At 71.8% G+C, this 17707-nt stretch carries 13 protein-coding genes and 1 pseudogene; 3 read left to right on the top strand and 11 right to left on the bottom strand.

Annotation, left to right across the window (positions count from 1 at the left end; all coding sequences use genetic code 11):
• Window positions 1-259: 259 nt before the first annotated feature.
• The 5 genes from ACFU5O_RS25675 to ACFU5O_RS25655 all read right to left on the bottom strand — a co-directional run bounded on the left by ACFU5O_RS25675 (window position 260) and on the right by ACFU5O_RS25655 (window position 7504).
• The gene (locus tag ACFU5O_RS25675) at window positions 260-2389 is read right to left on the bottom strand and encodes a 3-hydroxyacyl-CoA dehydrogenase NAD-binding domain-containing protein (RefSeq protein ID WP_384244169.1); all 2130 of its coding nucleotides are present in this window, start codon (window positions 2387-2389) and stop codon (window positions 260-262) included.
• Window positions 2386-3606 carry a thiolase family protein gene (locus ACFU5O_RS25670; RefSeq protein WP_384244168.1) on the bottom strand — a complete coding sequence of 407 codons (1221 nt, stop codon included), beginning with the start codon at window positions 3604-3606 and terminating at the stop codon, window positions 2386-2388. The genes ACFU5O_RS25675 and ACFU5O_RS25670 overlap by 4 nt, the downstream gene beginning before the upstream one ends.
• Before the next feature lie 908 nt (window positions 3607-4514).
• Entirely contained in the window at window positions 4515-5798 is a 1284-nt protein-coding gene (locus ACFU5O_RS25665; RefSeq protein WP_384244167.1) for an HRDC domain-containing protein, read from the bottom strand.
• 76 nt (window positions 5799-5874) lie between these two features.
• On the bottom strand, window positions 5875-6537 hold the full coding sequence (locus ACFU5O_RS25660; RefSeq protein ID WP_384244165.1) for a LuxR C-terminal-related transcriptional regulator: 663 nt from the start codon (window positions 6535-6537) through the stop codon (window positions 5875-5877).
• A 295-nt stretch (window positions 6538-6832) separates the two neighbouring features.
• Window positions 6833-7504, bottom strand: a complete 672-nt coding sequence (locus ACFU5O_RS25655) for a DUF3000 domain-containing protein (RefSeq protein ID WP_384244164.1) — start codon at window positions 7502-7504, stop codon at window positions 6833-6835.
• Between the two features lie 91 nt (window positions 7505-7595).
• On the opposite strand from ACFU5O_RS25655, the gene hemE reads away from it, so the two are divergent.
• Entirely contained in the window at window positions 7596-8708 is a 1113-nt protein-coding gene (gene hemE, locus ACFU5O_RS25650) for a uroporphyrinogen decarboxylase (RefSeq protein WP_384244162.1), read from the top strand.
• A gap of 21 nt (window positions 8709-8729) precedes the next feature.
• Here hemE and ACFU5O_RS25645 read toward each other — a convergent pair whose 3' ends face one another.
• Genes ACFU5O_RS25645 through ACFU5O_RS25635 form a run of 3 tightly spaced genes read right to left on the bottom strand, consistent with a single transcriptional unit; the run spans window position 8730 to window position 11892 of the window.
• The gene (locus ACFU5O_RS25645) at window positions 8730-9410 is read right to left on the bottom strand and encodes a DUF6882 domain-containing protein (RefSeq protein WP_384244161.1); all 681 of its coding nucleotides are present in this window, start codon (window positions 9408-9410) and stop codon (window positions 8730-8732) included.
• A gap of 51 nt (window positions 9411-9461) precedes the next feature.
• The gene (locus tag ACFU5O_RS25640; protein WP_384244160.1) at window positions 9462-10847 is read right to left on the bottom strand and encodes an FAD-dependent oxidoreductase; all 1386 of its coding nucleotides are present in this window, start codon (window positions 10845-10847) and stop codon (window positions 9462-9464) included.
• 28 nt (window positions 10848-10875) lie between these two features.
• Complete coding sequence (locus ACFU5O_RS25635; protein WP_384244159.1) at window positions 10876-11892, bottom strand: DUF4349 domain-containing protein; 1017 nt, start codon at window positions 11890-11892, stop codon at window positions 10876-10878.
• 140 nt (window positions 11893-12032) lie between these two features.
• On the opposite strand from ACFU5O_RS25635, the gene hemG reads away from it, so the two are divergent.
• Both hemG and hemQ read left to right on the top strand, forming a co-directional pair.
• A complete protein-coding gene (gene hemG / locus ACFU5O_RS25630) occupies window positions 12033-13457 on the top strand; it encodes a protoporphyrinogen oxidase (protein WP_384244158.1) in 1425 nt (474 codons plus the stop codon).
• A gap of 4 nt (window positions 13458-13461) precedes the next feature.
• A complete protein-coding gene (gene hemQ, locus ACFU5O_RS25625; RefSeq protein WP_384244157.1) occupies window positions 13462-14181 on the top strand; it encodes a hydrogen peroxide-dependent heme synthase in 720 nt (239 codons plus the stop codon).
• 308 nt (window positions 14182-14489) lie between these two features.
• Here the strand turns inward: hemQ and ACFU5O_RS25620 are convergent, their stop codons facing one another.
• From ACFU5O_RS25620 to ACFU5O_RS25610, 3 genes and pseudogenes are all read right to left on the bottom strand, one after another.
• On the bottom strand, window positions 14490-16103 hold the full coding sequence (locus ACFU5O_RS25620) for an alpha/beta hydrolase (RefSeq protein ID WP_384244156.1): 1614 nt from the start codon (window positions 16101-16103) through the stop codon (window positions 14490-14492).
• Between the two features lie 85 nt (window positions 16104-16188).
• Window positions 16189-17037: a TIGR04222 domain-containing membrane protein gene (locus ACFU5O_RS25615; RefSeq protein WP_384244154.1), complete on the bottom strand. Its 849-nt coding sequence runs from the start codon at window positions 17035-17037 to the stop codon at window positions 16189-16191.
• A 103-nt stretch (window positions 17038-17140) separates the two neighbouring features.
• Window positions 17141-17666 (bottom strand): annotated as a pseudogene (locus ACFU5O_RS25610) (hypothetical protein); the annotation flags it as partial.
• Window positions 17667-17707 lie beyond the last annotated feature (41 nt).

Genomic DNA, 17707 nt, shown 5'->3' with positions numbered 1-17707 from the left:
AGTCCGGAGTGCCCGGCGGCCCAACCCGTCGCCGGGCCGCGCCGGCCACCGGGGTGCCCCCGCCCAGGGGCCGGGGGGCCCCCCCGGGCCCCCCCGGGGCCCCGCCACCGTGTCCATGGACGCATCCGCCGCGTACCCGCGTCACGAAGCCGCACACCTCGGCGCGTCTTCCGCGTGCCCCCGAGCCCATCCGCCGCCGGACATGAGAACGGGCCGTACGGGATCTCTCCCGTACGGCCCGTTCGCCGTTCCGCCTGTGTTACGCGGGGACGCTCGCGACGCCCTGCGCCAGGAACTTCTTGCCGTTCACACGCTCGCTGACGCCCTCACGGTCCAGGTACGGCGTGATGCCGCCCAGGTGGAAGGGCCAGCCGGCGCCCGTGATCAGGCAGAGGTCGATGTCCTGCGCCTCGGCGACGACACCCTCCTCCAGCATCAGCCCGATCTCCTGCGCGACCGCGTCCAGGACGCGGGCCCGGACCTGCTCCTCCGTCAGGACGTTGTCGCCCTGCTTCAGCAGCGCGGCGACCTCGGGGTCGAGCTCCGGCTTGCCCGAGTCGTAGACGTAGAAGCCGCGCTTGCCCGCCTCGACGACCGCCTTGAGGTTCGGGGAGACCTTGAAGCGCTCCGGGAAGGCGCGGTTCAGGGTCTCTGAGACATGCAGACCGATGGCCGGGCCGACCAGCTCCAGCAGGACCAGCGGCGACATCGGCAGACCGAGCGGGTCGATCGCCTTCTCGGCGGTGGCGACCGGGGTGCCCTCGTCGATGACGTTCTGGATCTCGCCCATGAAGCGGGTCAGGATGCGGTTCACGACGAACGCGGGGGCGTCCTTGGTGAGGACCGCGGTCTTCTTCAGCTTCTTCGCGACACCGAAGGCGGTGGCGAGGGACGCGTCGTCCGTCTGCTCACCGCGGACGATCTCCAGCAGCGGCAGGATCGCGACCGGGTTGAAGAAGTGGAAGCCGACCACGCGCTCCGGGTGCTGGAGCTTGGAGGCCATCTCGGAGACCGACAGCGAGGAGGTGTTGGTGGCGAGGACCGCGTGCGCCGGGGCGACGGCCTCCACCTCCGCGAACACCTTCTGCTTGACGGACATCTCCTCGAACACGGCCTCGATGATGAAGTCCGCGTCCGCGAAGCCCTCTGCCTTGTCGAGGACACCGGACACCAGGGCCTTGAGGCGGTTGGCCTTGTCCCGGTTGATCCTGCCCTTGCCCAGCAGCTTCTCGATCTCGGAGTGGACGTAGCCCACACCCTTGTCGACGCGCTCCTGGTCGATGTCGGTGAGGACCACCGGCACCTCGAGGCGGCGCAGGAAGAGCAGCGCCAGCTGAGAGGCCATCAGACCGGCGCCCACGACGCCGACCTTGGTGACCGGGCGGGCCAGGCTCTTGTCCGGGGCACCGGCGGGGCGCTTGCCGCGCTTCTGCACCAGGTTGAAGGCGTAGATGCCGGAGCGCAGTTCGCCACCCATGATCAGGTCGGCGAGGGCGGTGTCCTCGGCGTCGAAGCCCTTCTGCAGGTCGCCGTCCTTGGACGCCTCGATGATCTCCAGGGCGCGGTACGCGGCCGGAGCGGCGCCGTGCACCTTGGAGTCGGCGATGAACCGGCCGCGCGCGACGGCCTGGTCCCAGGCCTCGCCACGGTCGATCTCCGCGCGCTCGATCGCGATCTCGCCCTTGAGGACGGACGCGGTCCAGATCAGCGACTGCTCCAGGAAGTCGGCGCCCTCGAAGATCGCGTCGGCGATGCCGAGCTCGAAGACCTGGCTGCCCTTGAGCTGCTTGTTCTGGTTGAGCGAGTTCTCGATGATCACCGAGACCGCGCGGTCCGCACCGATCAGGTTCGGCAGGATCGTGCAGCCGCCCCAGCCCGGGACGAGACCGAGGAAGACCTCGGGCAGCGAGAAGGCCGGCAGGGCCTTCGACACGGTGCGGTAGGAGCAGTGCAGACCGACCTCCACACCGCCGCCCATCGCGGCGCCGTTGTAGTACGCGAAGGTCGGCACGGCGAGGTGCGACAGACGCTTGAAGACGTCGTGGCCGCCCTTGCCGATGGCGAGCGCGTCCGAGTGCTGCTTCAGCAGCTCGACGCCCTTGAGGTCGGCGCCCACGGCGAAGATGAACGGCTTGCCGGTGATGCCGACGCCGACGATGTCGCCGTTCGCGGCCTCGGCCTCGACCTGGTCGATCGCGGCGTTGAGGTTCGCGAGGGACTGCGGGCCGAAGGTGGTCGGCTTGGTGTGGTCGAAGCCGTTGTCCAGGGTGATGAGGGCGAACTTGCCCGCGCCGCCCGGGAGGTCGAGGTGGCGTACGTGCGCCTGGGTGACGACCTCGTCCGGGAACAGCTCGGCCGCGCCCTTCAGGAGCTCAGCGGTGGTGCTCACTTGTTGCCTCCGTCGAAGTGCGGGTTCTCCCAGATCACGGTGGCGCCCATGCCGAAGCCGACGCACATCGTGGTGAGGCCGTAACGGACCTCCGGCTGCTCCTCGAACTGCCGCGCCAGCTGCGTCATCAGACGCACGCCGGAGGAGGCGAGGGGGTGACCGAACGCGATGGCGCCGCCGTACTGGTTGACGCGGGCGTCGTCGTCGGCGATGCCGTAGTGCTCGAGGAAGGCCAGCACCTGGACGGCGAAGGCCTCGTTGATCTCGAACAGGCCGATGTCCTCGATGGACAGACCCGCCTGGGCGAGGGCCTTCTCGGTCGCCGGGATCGGGCCGTAGCCCATGACCTCGGGCTCGACGCCGGCGAAGGCGTACGAGACCAGGCGCATCTTCACCGGGAGGTTGTTCTCGCGGGCGAAGTCCTCGGAGGCGATGAGCGAGGCGGTGGCGCCGTCGTTCAGACCCGCGGCGTTTCCGGCGGTGACGCGGCCGTGGACGCGGAACGGCGTCTTGAGACCGGAGAGGCTCTCCAGGGTGGTGCCCGGACGCATCGGCTCGTCGGCGGTGACCAGGCCCCAGCCGGTCTCGCCGGCCTCGGGGCTGGTGCGGCGCACCGAGATCGGCACCAGGTCCTGCTGGATCTTGCCGTTGGCGTAAGCCTTGGCGGCCTTCTCCTGCGAGCGCACCGCGTACTCGTCGGCGCGCTGCTTGGTGATCGAGGGGTAGCGGTCGTGCAGGTTCTCCGCAGTCATACCCATGAACAGGGCCGACTCGTCGACGAGCTTCTCCGACACGAAGCGCGGGTTCGGGTCGACGCCCTCACCCATGGGGTGGCGGCCCATGTGCTCGACACCGCCGGCGACGGCGATGTCGTAGGCACCGAAGGCCACGCTGCCCGCGACCGAGGTCACGGCGGTCAGGGCGCCGGCGCACATACGGTCGATGGAGTAACCGGGCACGGACTGCGGCAGGCCTGCGAGGATGCCCGCGGTACGGCCGATGGTCAGACCCTGGTCACCGATCTGCGTGGTCGCGGCGATGGCGACCTCGTCGATCTTCGCGGGGTCCAGGTCCGGGTTGCGGCGCAGCAGCTCCCGGATGGCCTTCACGACGAGATCGTCGGCGCGGGTCTCGTGGTAGATGCCCTTCGGGCCCGCCTTGCCGAACGGGGTGCGGACGCCGTCGACGAAGACGACGTCCTTGACGGTACGAGGCACGATGGCTCTCCTCCAGGGTGCGGGGTGGCACTGCTGCGTTGCACGCGGCTAAGCGCGCGCTTGCTGCCTTCATGCTACTTGTGGGTAACCAGGTTGCCCACCCCTCGCGGCGGGAGCGGCGAACGTCACACGTGACCGGTCGGCGTGCGGGTCCGCTGCGCGGTGCGGGTGTGGTTGTCGTGGTGGGCGGTGCCGTGTTGTTGGTCGGTGTGTCCGTCCTCAAGCGCCGGACAGGCTGGGTATACGGGGTTGGCCTGTGCCGTGGAGGTGGCCGGGGTGTCCGTCCTCAAGCGCCGGACAGGCTGGGTATACGGGGTTGGCCTGTGCCGTGGAGGTGGCCGGGGTGTCCGTCCTCAAGCGCCGGACGGGCTGGGTGTACGGGGTTGGCCTGTGCCGTGGAGGTGGCCGGGGTGTCCGTCCTCAATCGCCGGACGGGCTCAATGCGGGGGCTGTCGTTTGGGGTGGGGCGGGGCCCCTCCGGGCTCGACTCCTCGGGGACGGCGGCGTACCGCCGACCTCGGAGGCAGCCGGTGGTTCCGCCGTCCCATGCGGGGCCGACCCTGCACGGCCCCGCCCCGGCTGCGTTGCCGACTGCTCCCCGGTGGATGGTTCACCCGACGCACGGCGATCGGCCCACCACCTCCCGCCCCGAGGGGGGCCGTGGAGGGGTCGTGTCCGGGACACTAAAGCGTGATTTGTGGCGCGGCGCGGGCGCTGCCGATGTGGTGCAGGTCGGCGCGCCGTAAATCATGCCGTCCCGGATGCGAGCCCCGGAACGGACACCAACGCCCACGACCCGGTACCGGCCGACCCCGACAACCTGAGCCCGTCCGGCGATTGAGGACGGACACCCCGGCCACCAACACGGCACCGGCAACCACGGCACCCGAAACCGCCCGCGCAAAGCGCTACACCGTGGCCGCGAGAGCCCGGGTCAGCAGGGGTGTCACCTGCTCGATCTGCCAAGGGCGGGCCCCGTACACGGCCAGTGCCTCCGCGACCGCGTCGGGCGTCGCCTCCCCCGGCGGTTCCCAGCACACGCGCCGTACCGTGTCCGGAGTGATCAGGTTCTCCTGAGGAAGGTTCAGCCGCTCCGCGAGCGCGGACACCGCGGCCCGCGCCGCCGACAGGCGAGCCGCCGCGACCGGGTCCTTGTCCGCCCAGGAGCGCGGCGGCGGGGGGCCCGCGACCGGCTGCCCGGGCTGCGGCAGCTCCGCGTCCGGGAGGTCCCGCGCCCGGTCCACGGCCGCCTGCCACTGCTCCAGCTGACGCCGGCCCATCCGGTGCCCGAATCCGGGCAGCGCGGTGAGCGCGTGCACGTTCAGAGGCAGCGCCAGCGCCGCCTCCACGATCGCCGCGTCACTCAGCACCTTGCCCGGCGACACGTCCCGCCGCTGTGCCACCTTGTCGCGGGCGGTCCACAGCTCACGCACGACCGCCATCTGCCGGCGCCGACGCACCTTGTGCATTCCCGAGGTGCGCCGCCACGGATCCTTCCGAGGCGGCGCGGGCGGTGCCGCGGCGATCGCGTCGAACTCCTGCTGCGCCCATTCCAGCTTTCCCTGCCGGTCCAGCTCCTTCTCCAGCGAGTCCCGCAGGTCGACCAGGAGCTCCACGTCCAGCGCGGCGTAGCGCAGCCACGGCTCCGGCAGCGGCCGCGTGGACCAGTCCACGGCCGAGTGGCCCTTCTCCAGTGCGTAGCCGAGGACCGATTCGACCATCGCCCCCAGGCCCACCCGGGGGAAGCCCGCGAGCCGCCCGGCCAGCTCGGTGTCGAAGAGCCGGGTCGGCACCATGCCTATTTCGCGCAGACACGGCAGGTCCTGGGTGGCGGCGTGCAGGATCCACTCCGTACCGGCGAGCACCTCGCCGAGGCCGGACAGATCGGGGCAGCCGACCGGGTCGATCAGTGCGGTGCCCGCGCCTTCGCGGCGCAGCTGTACGAGGTACGCCCGCTGGCCGTACCGGTAGCCGGACGCCCGCTCGGCGTCGACGGCGACGGGCCCGGTGCCGCCCGCGAACGCGGCGACGACGGCATCGAGGGCCTCGGGCGTGGAGACCACCGGAGGAATGCCCTCGCGCGGCTCAAGCAGCGGGATCGGCACCCCTTCGACCGCGAGGCCGTCGTCCGGGGGGCCGCCCCCGGTGGTTCGCAGTTCTGGCTCTGCTGCGGTCTCTTGGGCGTCGGTCACCTGTCAAGGGTATCTGTGAACGGAAGCCGCCCGTCGACGGAACGTTCCGTCGACGGGCGAGGCTCCTCTGCAGGAGTCAGTGGATGATGCCGGTACGCAGGGCCACGGCCACCATTCCGGCCCTGTCACCCGTACCGAGCTTGCGTGCGATGCGGGCGAGGTGGCTCTTCACCGTCAGCGCCGACAGGCCCATCGAGACCCCGATCGCCTTGTTCGACTGGCCTTCCGCGACGAGCCGGAGCACCTCCACCTCGCGCCCGGAGAGCTCGCGGTAGCCGCCGGGGTGGCTCGGGGCGCCGGGGGGACGGCGGTGCAGCCGGGCGGCGGCGGAGCCGATGGGGGCGGCGCCGGGACGGGACGGGTGACCGAGGTTCGTGCGGGTGCCGGTGACGACGTAGCCCTTGACGCCACCCGCCAGAGCGTTGCGGACCGCGCCGATGTCGTCGGCCGCGGAGAGGGCGAGGCCGTTGGGCCAGCCCGCCGCGCGGGTCTCGGACAGCAGGGTCAGCCCGGAACCGTCGGGCAGATGGACGTCGGCCACGCAGATGTCACGCGGGTTGCCGACGCGGGGACGGGCCTCCGCGATGGACGACGCTTCGATGACGTCACGTACTCCGAGGGCCCACAGGTGGCGGGTGACGGTGGAGCGGACGCGCGGGTCGGCCACGACGACCATGGCCGTCGGCTTGTTCGGGCGGTAGGCGACCAGGCTTGCGGGCTGCTCGAGGAGAACGGACACCAGGCCTCCTGGAAAGTGCGGGACGGCGCCGGCTCGGGGGGTGAAGCCGGGGCGAACCGGGCTTGAAGGGTCACCAACTCTTCGGCAGCAAACCCGCCCGCCTTTAGAGAAAGATCACGATTTGGTGAGTAACAATTCCGGCAATTCGGACGCGTGATCGATCATCCTATGAATCGGCCCCGGGGGCGCCTGAGGCCGGGGGCCGAGCGGGACCGGACGGGGCCGAGCGGGACCGGACGGGACCGAGCGGACGTGTGGACCGCGATCCCCCGGACGCGGAGACGGCCGGCGGCGGCTACCGCGCCTGAGGCCCGCGGCGCTGCGGCAGCGAGACGACCCCCGCGGAGGACTCCTGCGCCGGAGGCCCCGACGGCGGCAGCCCGGCGATCTGGCACAGCAGATCACTCCACGCCGCGAGGTGCGCCGCCGCGTCCGGCACCCCGTCCCGCCCCTCGCGAGGTGTCCACGAGGCCCGGATCTCGATCTGCGTCGCGGGGCGGCGGTCCGCGAGTCCTCCGAAGTAGTGAGACCCGGCCCGGGTGACGGTGCCGCTCGCCTCCCCGTACGAAAGTCCCCGCGCCTCCAGCGCCCCGGTCAGCCACGACCAGCAGACCTCGGGGAGCAGCGGGTCCGACGCCATCTCCGGCTCCAGCTCCGCACGCACCAGCGTCACGAGCCGGAACGTGCCCTTCCAGGCCTCGTGACCCGAAGGATCGTGGAGCAGTACGAGCCTGCCGTCCGCAAGATCCTCTTCGCCGTCCACGACCGCGGCCTCCAGGGCGTAGGCGTGCGGGGCGAGGCGCTGCGGTGGCCGGGTCGGATCCACCTCGATCTCCGGCCGCAGCCGCGCGGAAGCCAGCGCGTCCACCGCGAGCCGGAAGGCGCGCGGGACGGATTTCCGTTCCTCGCCGTCCCCGCCTTCAGTGCCGTCGGAATGATCGGAAAACTGTCCCTGAGCCGCAGCCATGCGGGGAAGAGTAAGCGGAACGCGGGCCGCGTGCAGGGAGGGACACCCGGCCCGGCCGAGCTCCTTGCGCGCACATGCGAAGATTCTGGGCGTGAGTGCCAACGACCTTCCCCCGGCTCGAGGCTTCGCCCGAGCCGGGGACACCCCGTCCTCGGGCCGCCGGACCATGACCCGCGCAACCCACGAGTCCGCCTTCCTCAAGGCGTGCAGGCGCGAGCCGGTGCCGCACACGCCGGTCTGGTTCATGCGACAGGCCGGGCGGTCGCTTCCCGAGTACCTGAAGGTGCGCGAGGGCATTCCGATGCTGGAGTCGTGCATGCGACCCGAGCTGGTCACCGAGATCACGCTCCAGCCGGTGCGCCGGCACAAGGTCGACGCCGCGATCTACTTCAGCGACATCGTCGTCCCGCTCAAGGCCATCGGTATCGACCTCGACATCAAACCGGGCGTCGGGCCGGTCGTCGCCGATCCGATCCGCCGCCGCGAGGACCTCGCACGGCTGCGCGACCTCACGCCCGACGACGTCTCGTACGTCACGGAGGCGATCGGCATGCTCACCGGTGAGCTCGGTGCCACCCCGCTCATCGGCTTCGCGGGCGCACCCTTCACCCTTGCCAGCTATCTCGTCGAGGGCGGGCCGTCGCGCAACCACGAGCACACCAAGGCCCTCATGTACGGCGACCCGCAGCTGTGGGCCGACCTGCTGGACCGGCTGGCGGACATCACCTCGGCCTTCCTGAAGGTGCAGATCGAGGCGGGCGCCTCCGCGGTGCAGCTCTTCGACTCCTGGGTCGGTGCGCTGGCCCCCGCCGACTACCGGCGCTCGGTCATGCCCGCGTCCACGAAGGTGTTCCGGGCGGTGGAGGGTTACGGCGTACCGCGCATCCACTTCGGTGTCGGTACGGGCGAACTGCTCGGCCTCATGGGTGAGGCCGGGGCGGACGTCGTCGGCGTCGACTGGCGTGTCCCCCTCGACGAGGCCGCCCGCCGTGTCGGCCCTGGCAAGGCGCTGCAGGGCAACCTGGACCCCGCGGTGCTCTTCTCGTCCCCGGAGGCGGTAGAGACGAAGACCCGCGAGGTCCTCGACGCCGCCGCCGGCCTGGAGGGCCATGTCTTCAACCTCGGCCACGGCGTCCTGCCCACCACCGACCCGGACGCGCTGACCCGGCTCGTGGAGTACGTCCACACCGAGACCGCGCGCTGAGGAGGACCGCGAGCCGGCGCCTCAGCCCGCCTTGACCGAGGCGATGCGCCCCGCGTCGTCGAAGGCGACATCCACGACCGTGCCGCCGGGGAACTCGGCGGTGATCGTGTCCCCGGCCTCACGCTGTGGCAGCCCGTGGTGGGCGAAGTACCCCGCCACCACGGGCCGCGCCGGGCCGCCCGTCAGTCCCGCCCCCGTCAGCAGCACGCGGGGCAGGGTGACGGGGTCGGGGCCGACACGTGGGACCTGGGGGTCGTCCGGCACCAGGTAGAGGCCGGTGCCCGGGGCGGCCTCTACAGCCCAGTAGCCGGCTGCCCCCAGCACCCCCATCGCCCCGAAGGCCAGCTGCTCCACGGCCATGCGGGGGTCCGCGAAGCCGGACAGCGAGACCGGCTCGTCGGTGAACTCGCGGATTCCGTGCGTCTGCCCGAAGCGGCGCACCGCCTCGGCCGCGCCGACCGCCGGCAGCTCGCTGAAGCCGGGGTTCGCCCACCCCCACAGCCAGGAGTTGTCCGACGCGTCGAAGGTGCCCAGCACGGAGATGCGCAGTTCGACTCCGCCCTGCTGATACGCGCACCGGTCCAGTTGCGCGGTCCATGGCCCGGTCGGCATGAACGCGGTGAACGCCTCGAGCTGCTCCCAACCCCAGGCGGCGTGCGGCTGCGTCGCACGGACGAAGGCTTCACTGAGTGAACTGATCATGCTGCTCGACCCTAGGCGTGGGCCTGCCCGCCGTTCACGGCGGGCTCCGGATCAGCCGCCCGCCTCCCTGACCGCCGCCGTCGCCTTGCGCGCGGCCACCAGGACCGGATCCCAGACCGGGGAGAACGGCGGGGCGTAGCCCAGGTCGAGTGCCGTCATCTGCTCCACCGTCATACCGGCCGTGAGGGCGACAGCCGCGATGTCCACGCGTTTCGCGGCTCCCTCGCGGCCGACGATCTGGACGCCGAGCAACCGGCCCGTGCGGTGTTCTGCGAGCATCTTGACCGTCATCGGTGCCGCTCCCGGGTAGTAACCCGCGCGGCTCGTCGACTCGACCGACACGGTCACGAACCGGAGCCCCACCTCGCGGGCATCCTTCTCACGCAGCCCCGTGCGCGCGATCTCCAGGTCGCACACCTTGCTCACGGCCGTGCCCACGACACCGGGGAAGATCGCGTAACCGCCGCCGACCCCGGCGCCGATGACCTGACCGTGCTTGTTCGCGTGCGTCCCGAGCGGCACATGCCGTTCGCGGCCCGACACGAGGTCCAGCACCTCCACGCAGTCGCCGCCCGCCCAGACGTTCTCGTATCCGCGCACGCGCATCGCCAGATCGGTGAGCAGGCCGCCGTACACCCCGAGCGGCAGTCCGGCGGCGCCCGCGAGCGTGGTCTCCGGCTCCACGCCGATGCCGAGCACGACCACGTCCGCCGGGTACTCGCCGTCCTCGGTGGCGACCGCTCGCACCCTCCCCCGTGGCCCGGGTCCGGTGAGGATCTTGGCGACCGCGGAGTCGTTGACGGTCGTGATGCCGAGGCCGTCCATCGCCTCGTGCACCAGCCGGCCCATGTCGGGGTCGAGGGTGGCCATGGGCTGTTCGCCGCGGTTGACGAGGGTCACCTCGAAACCGTGCTTGAGCATCGCCTCTGCCATCTCGACCCCGATGTAGCCCGCGCCGACGACGACCGCCCGGCGGCCACCCGCAGTGGCGAGCGTGTCCAGCAGCGCCTGCCCGTCGTCGAGAGTCTGGACGCCGTGCACGCCCGGGGCGTCCATTCCCGGGAGCGACGGCCGCACCGGCCGGGCGCCGGTCGCGATGACGAGCTTGTCGAAGCCCGTCCACGACTCGGCGCCGGACTCTAGATCCCGGGCACGGACGCGCTGCCCCGCGAGGTCGATCTCCATGACCTCCGTGCGCATGCGCAGATCCATGCCGCGGGCCCGGTGCTCCTCGGGTGTACGGGCGATCAGGTCGTCCCGCTCCGTCACGTCACCGCCGACCCAGTACGGAACGCCGCATGCGGAGTACGACGCGAAGTGGGAGCGCTCGAACGCGACGATCTCCAGCTCCTGGGGGCCTTTGAGCCTGCGGGCCTGCGATGCGGCGGACATGCCCGCCGCATCGCCGCCGATGACCACGAGTCGTTCCTGTGCCATGCGGAACACGCTACGCGGAGAAGGGTGTTCAGTCCCTCCCGGGCGCCTCGCCGGACATCGGAGCCGGTTCCGGTTGCCGAGCCGGAGCCGGAGCCGGAGCCGGAACCGGCGCAGGCGCCTGCGCCGGGGAGGCGCTGCGACGCAGCCGCGGCCGGATCAGCCACCGCCAGAGCGCGTACAGCACCGCGATCACGGCGGCGAAAGGCGCCACCGCACCCAGCACCACCGCGATCCACCGCACGGTCGTCACCAGTGCCTCCCAGCCGCCCTTCAGGGCGTCCAGGAACCCGGGGTCGTTCGACTCCTGCGCGAGCGTGCTCACCTCCCGCTCAGAAAGCTCCAGCGTGATCGTCGCCATCGTCGTACGGTCCTTCAGGGACGCCTGCTGGGCCAGCAGCGATTCCAGCTCCGCCTGACGCCTGCTCAGCTCACCCTCGAGCGTGACCACATCGCTCAGCCCGGTCGCCCGGTCCATCAGCGCGCGCACCCGCGCGACACTGGCCCGCTGGGTCGCGACACGGCTCTCCACGTCGACGACCTGGTCGGTGACGTCCTTCGCGTCCGCCTTGCGCGAAAGGAGCTTCCCGGTTCCCGAGAGCTCGGAGAGGACCGACGCGTAACGGTCCTGCGGGACGCGCAGCACGATGCGGGACATCACATGCGTGTCGTCGAGCCGTTCGGTGCTCTCGTTGGCGACGTGCCCGCCCGCGGACTCGACCGTCGTACGAACGCCGGCGAGCGCCTTCGTCGCGTCCTTGACCTCGACCGAGAGCTCGGCGGTGCGGATGACGTGGGTCCCGGCAGACGCCGGCGTCTTGCCCTTCTGGTCCGGCCGCCCCTGCTGCGGGCCCTCTGCGGGCTTGCCGTCGGCGTAACCGGAGCCGGCCGCCGGGCCCTTCCCGGCTCCGTCCGCCGCCGCACGTTCCGGCTGCGCCCCCGCCTTCTTGTCTTCGCCCGCAGTGATGTCCGCGGACGCGCCGCACCCCGCGAGCGCGAGTGAGACGGTGAGAAGCGCTGCCGCCATCAAATGACGCCGTGCACGCATGTCGGTCCCCCCAGGGATGGTGATGGATGGTGACGGTTCGACGTGCGGGGCGGGGGAGAGGGTTGCCGGATTCCGGTTCCGAAGCGGTCACGGTCAGGACTCATTACGGCCGGGGGCAGGCGGTTTGAGAGAGTGGACGCATGAACGCGGACCCACGGACGGCCCATGTCGTCGTCATCGGCGGCGGTATCGCCGGACTCGCCGCCGCGCACCGGCTGCTCTCCTCGGGGGTCCGTGTGACCCTGCTGGAGGCGACCACCCGGCTCGGCGGCAAGCTCCAGGCGGGTGAGATCGCCGGCGCCCCCGTCGACCTCGGGGCCGAGTCGATGCTCGCGCGGCGCCCCGAGGGCGTAGGGCTGGCGCGCGCGGTCGGTCTCGCGGACCGGCTGCAGCCCCCGGCCACGACCAGCGCGTCCGTGTGGACGCGCGGCGCCCTGCGCCCCATGCCGAAGGGCCATGTCATGGGCGTCCCGGGGGATGCGCGCGGGCTCGGTGACCTCCTTTCCGACGAGGGCCTGCGACAGGTGGGACGCGACCGCGAACTCCCGCCCGGCGAACTCGGCGACGACATCGCCATCGGCGAGTACGTCGCCGCCCGCATGGGCCGCGAGGTCGTGGACCGGCTGGTGGAGCCGCTGCTCGGCGGGGTGTACGCCGGAGACGCGTACCGGATCTCGATGCGGGCGGCCGTCCCCGGCCTCTTCGAGGCCGCCCGTCGGCACGGCACTCTGACCGAGGCCGTACGCGCCGTCCAGCAGGCGGCACCGCCGGTGACCGGCCCCGTCTTCATGGGCATCGAGGGCGGCATCGGCACGCTTCCTGACGCCGTTGCCGACGCCGTACGCGCCGGGGGCGGCGAGATCCTCACCGAGGCTCCGGTGCTCGGCCTCACCCGCAGCGCCGACGGCTGGCACATCCGCACCGACGAGCGGCAGCTCACCGCGGACGCCGTGGTCCTCGCCGCGCCCGCCTGGTCCGCCTCGGCGCTGCTCGCCGCCGATTCCCCGGCCGCCGCCGCCGAGCTCGCCGCCATCGAGTACGCGTCGATGGCGCTGATCACCCTCGCCTTCCGCCGCTCCGACCCGGCAGCACGACTGCCCGCCGGATCCGGCTTCCTCGTACCGCCCGTCGACGGCCGCACGATCAAGGCGTCGACCTTCTCGGGGCAGAAGTGGAGCTGGGTCTCGGAAGGGGCGCCCGATCTGTTCCTGCTGCGTACCTCGGTCGGCCGCCATGGCGAGGAGGAGCACCTCCACCGCGAGGACTCCGAGCTCGTCGACGCCTCGCTTCGCGACCTCGGCGAGGCGACCGGTCTCACGGCCCGGCCGGTCGCGAGCGAGGTCACCCGCTGGATCGGCGGGCTCCCGCAGTATCCGGTCGGGCATCTCTCCCGGGTCGCCCGCGTCCGGGACGCCGTCGCCAAGCTCCCCGGGCTGCGGGTCTGCGGGGCGGCGTACGACGGCGTCGGCATCCCGGCGTGCATCGGAAGCGGACAGCGCGCGGCGGACGAGATCATCGCCACTGCCACCCCGGTTCGGGGCACTGTCCGGGACGGGCGAGAATAGCCGTATGAGTGCGCCCGAAAAGATCCCGAACGCCGGTAAGAAGGCGAAGGACCTCAACGAGGTCATCCGCTACACCCTGTGGTCAGTCTTCAAGCTTCGAGACGTGCTCCCACAGGATGCTTCCCGCACCGGTTACGCCGACGAGGTCCAGGAGCTGTTCGACCAGCTCGCCGCCAAGGACGTCACCGTCCGCGGCACGTACGACGTGTCCGGCCTGCGCGCCGACGCCGACCTCATGATCTGGTGGCACGCGGAGACCGCGGACGAGCTGCAGGAGGCGTACAACCTCTTCCGCCGCACCCGCCTCGGCCGCGCGCTGGAGCCGGTGTGGTCGAACATGGCGCTGCACCGCCCCGCCGAGTTCAACAAGTCGCACATCCCGGCGTTCCTCGCCGACGAGACGCCCCGCAACTATGTCTCGGTGTACCCCTTCGTGCGCTCGTACGACTGGTACCTGCTGCCCGACGAGGACCGCCGCCGCATGCTTGCGGACCACGGCAAGATGGCCCGCGGCTACCCGGACGTGCGCGCGAACACGGTCGCCTCGTTCTCGCTGGGCGACTACGAGTGGATCCTCGCCTTCGAGGCCGACGAGCTGTACCGCATCGTCGACCTGATGCGTCACCTGCGCGCCTCCGAGGCCCGTCTGCACGTCCGCGAAGAGGTCCCGTTCTACACCGGGCGCCGCAAGAGCGTGGCGGATCTGGTGGCCGGTCTTGCGTGAGGCGTCCGGCCGGGGGTCCGGGGGTTGTCCCCGGGAAGGTGGGGCACGGGGCGTCGGAAGAGCGTGGCGGATCTGGTGGCCGGTCTTGCGTGAGGCGTCCGGCCGGGGGTCCGGGGGTTGTCCCCGGGAAGGTGGGGCACGGGGCGCCGCAAGAGCGTGGCGGATCTGGTAGCGGGCCTTGCGTGAGGCGTTCCGGCCGGGGGTCCGGGGGTTGTCCCCGGATCTGGTGGCCGGCGTCGCCTGACGGCTCCTCGTACGCCCTGGGGACCGGCCGCAGCCCGCGGTCCGTCCCCCTTTGACCCGGAAGATCAGACAGTCGGCGGCAGGCTGCGCTCTGCCGTCCGCTGTTCCAGCGACACCGGGTCCGGCTGCGGGTGCGGCGCGCACGACGCGCGCCGCACCGGCGTCCTGCCCTCCAGGAGATACGCCTCCAGGTGAGCGTTGACGCAGGCGTTGTCGCGGCCCGCGATGCCGTGGGAACCGGCGTTCCGCTCGGTGACCAGTACCGAGCCGCCCAGCCGCCGGTGCAGCTCCAGCGCCCCCGCATAGGGCGTCGCGCCGTCCCGTTCCGCCGCAAGGATCAGCAGCGGCGGCACCACACCGGGGCCGATGCGCACATCGAGCGGTCGCTGCCGCGGCGCGGGCCAGTACGCGCACGGCAGATTCATCCATACGTTGGCCCAGGTCTCGAACGGTGCCCGGCGGGCCAGTGCCGTGTTGTCGCGGTCCCAGATCTTCCAGTCCGTCGGCCAGGGGGCGTCGTTGCACTGGACGGCCGTGTACACGGCGTTGCCGTTCTCCTCCTCCACCGCCTCGTCCGGGTCGGGCGCCGCCAGGGCGACCAGCGGCCGGGAGTTGTCCTTCAGATACTCCGAGAGCGCATACGCCCGCCGCGGCCAGTAGCTGTCGAAATAGCCGGCCTGCAGGTACGCCCGCTGCAACTGGCCCGGGCCGACCTTGCCGCCCGCCGGCTCGTGTGCGAGCCGGGCGCGGGCCACCTCATAACTGTGCTGAACCGCCGCGGGTGTCGGCCCCAGGCCGTATGTGCGGTCGTGCCGGGCGACCCAGGCGCGGAAGTCCGCCCACCGGCCCTCGAAGGCGAGCGACTGGTCGAGGTTGTTGCGGTACCAGATCTTCGCCGGGGAAGGGTCGACCGCCGAGTCGAGGACCATGCGCCGCACGTGCCGCGGGAAGAGTGCGGCGTGCAGTGCGCCGAGATAGGTGCCGTACGAAGCGCCGATGAAGGTGAGCCGGTCCTCGTGGAGCGCGGCGCGCAGCACTTCCAGGTCGCGGGCGTTGTTGAGGGAGTTGTAGTGCCGCAGGGCCGCGCCGGCGTTCCGGGCGCAGCCCTGGGCGTATGCCTTCGCCCGGGCGATCCGCTCCAGCTTGTACGAGACGGACGGCTCGGTCGGGGCCTGGGTGGGCGCCTTGGTGAAGTCCCCCGGGTCCTGGCAGGACAGCGGTGCGGAACGGCCGACTCCACGGGGGGCGTAGCCGACCATGTCGTACGCCGCCGCGATCCTCTTCCATTCGGGCACTTCGGAAGCCATCGGGAAGTACATGCCCGAGCCGCCGGGGCCGCCGGGGTTGTAGACGAGCGAGCCCTGGCGCTGCGCGGGCGCGCCGGTGGCCCGGGCCCGGCTGACGGTGAGCCTGATCTGCCTGCCGAGGGGCCTCGCGTAGTCGAGCGGGACGGTGACGCTGCCGCACTCGGCATAGGACGGGAGATCCTCGACGGAGGGGCAGGCCCCGAACGAGATACCGGAGGACGCCGCACGGGCGGCCGCGATCACCGTGCCCTGTCCCTCCGGCGTGATGAGAGGCGCGAGGCGGCCGGCCGGGTCGGCCGCGTCGGACGGGCCGGCGGCGAGGGCGGACAGAACCAGGGAGCCGACGGCTCCGTACAGCGCCAGTGCTCTCATCGTGTTGTCCCTTCGTCCCCACGGCAGTGGGACGAAGATCACCGCAGGGGTGCGGCTTGTAAAGCACCGCTGTTCGGTGTCGGCGTCAATGACCCCGATGCGTCATGCGCCGGTCGCCCAGGGCGGAGCGCAGCGCCGGATCGGCGAGCGCGCGTACGCCGCGGACGGCGAAGGCGGCCAGCAGCGCGCGTTCGCGGCCGTCGGCGGGCCCGGGGGCAAGCGCCCGCAGGAGCCGCCGGCCGGCCGGGGATGCCCAGCGGGTGTACGGGTGAAGCTCGAAGCGGGCGATGCCGAGACAGCTCAGCGTGAGGATGAGAGGGAGGGCGAACCAGGCGGCGAGATGCTCGGGAGGGCTTTCGTGCTGAGGGAGTATCAGCAGCGCCGCGGCCGCGAGTGCGACAGTGAGCCCGGCGGCGGCCCACACGGCCCGCAGGGCATGGACCATGCCCGTCCTCGCCGTGTCGGACACGGCGAGACCGGCCGTCACCAGCCGGTCGGCCAGGACGCGTACGGCCTCGTCCGCGGCCGTGGCGTGGCGTATCGCGGCGGTGAGGGACCGGCCCGCGGGCCCGGCCGCGCGGATCACCGAACGCTCCAGGTCGTCCGTGCCCTCCGGGTCGACGACCGTGGTCCATCCCGTGTGCGCGAGAAGCAGCCGCCGCCCGCGGTGCATGGAGACGAGTGTCAGCTCGGCCACCCGGTGCGGGCCGCCGGCCAGGAACGCGGCTTCGTACAGGCTGAGCTCGTGGTGGGCGTCCGGGGCGTGGTCGTGTCCGTGTTCGTGGCCATGGGCCTGGCGACGGAAGCCCGGTACGCCGTCGCCGGCCCGGTCACCGGTCTTGTCGTCCGCCGCCGCGACGGTGGCGAGACAGAGACGTACGCAGCTGATCGCGGTGGCGGCCCAGGCCAGGAGCAGAAGGGGAAGCCAGAACATGGCGGAGTTCTACGCGAGATCACCACCCGGGCGCCATAGGGTATTCACGATCCGGACGCCGGACGCCGGACGCCGGACGCCGGACGCCGGACGCCTGGCGTCATGGGCAGGGGGACGACGTTTCCGCCGCCGCCTCGGCCATGGAGTCGAAGTCGACGAGGCCCGTGGCCTCCAGGACCCTGATGTGGTCCAGGACAGCCGTGCCGGCGTCGTCGGCGAGGGCGCGGACCAGGGTGTTGCGGGTGGTGTGCCGGATCCGCGCCACCAGCTCGAAGACTTCGCCGTGGGCCCGGCGCAGCAGGTTGGCGAACGCCACCTCGTACTCCCGCCCGTGGGATTCCGTCAGCTGTCGCAGCCAGTCGCGCTGCTTCCTTCCCGGTGGGCTGGTTGGGCAGTTCCATGTTCAGCCGTGAGGCGACCTCGCGGACGAGGAAGTCCCGGTCGGCCGCCGAGAGCGGGCCCCAACGGGTGGGTACGGAACCGGCCTTGAGGTCGGCCTGTCCGGTACCCGAGCGGTCGGCGTACGACCAGAGCGGGAACACGAGCGCGGCGATGGTCACAGTCATCGCGACCACGACCAGGCCGGTGCTCAGGGAGAAGGGAGGGGTGGGCCGGCGGTGGGAACGCATGATGCCTCCTGCATGCGGCCCGCACGCTACTGGGCGTCGTG

The sequence above is a fragment of the Streptomyces sp. NPDC057445 genome (genome assembly GCF_042802855.1).
Taxonomy (GTDB): Bacteria; Actinomycetota; Actinomycetes; order Streptomycetales; family Streptomycetaceae; genus Streptomyces.
This window is presented reverse-complemented; position numbering and strand designations above follow the sequence as displayed.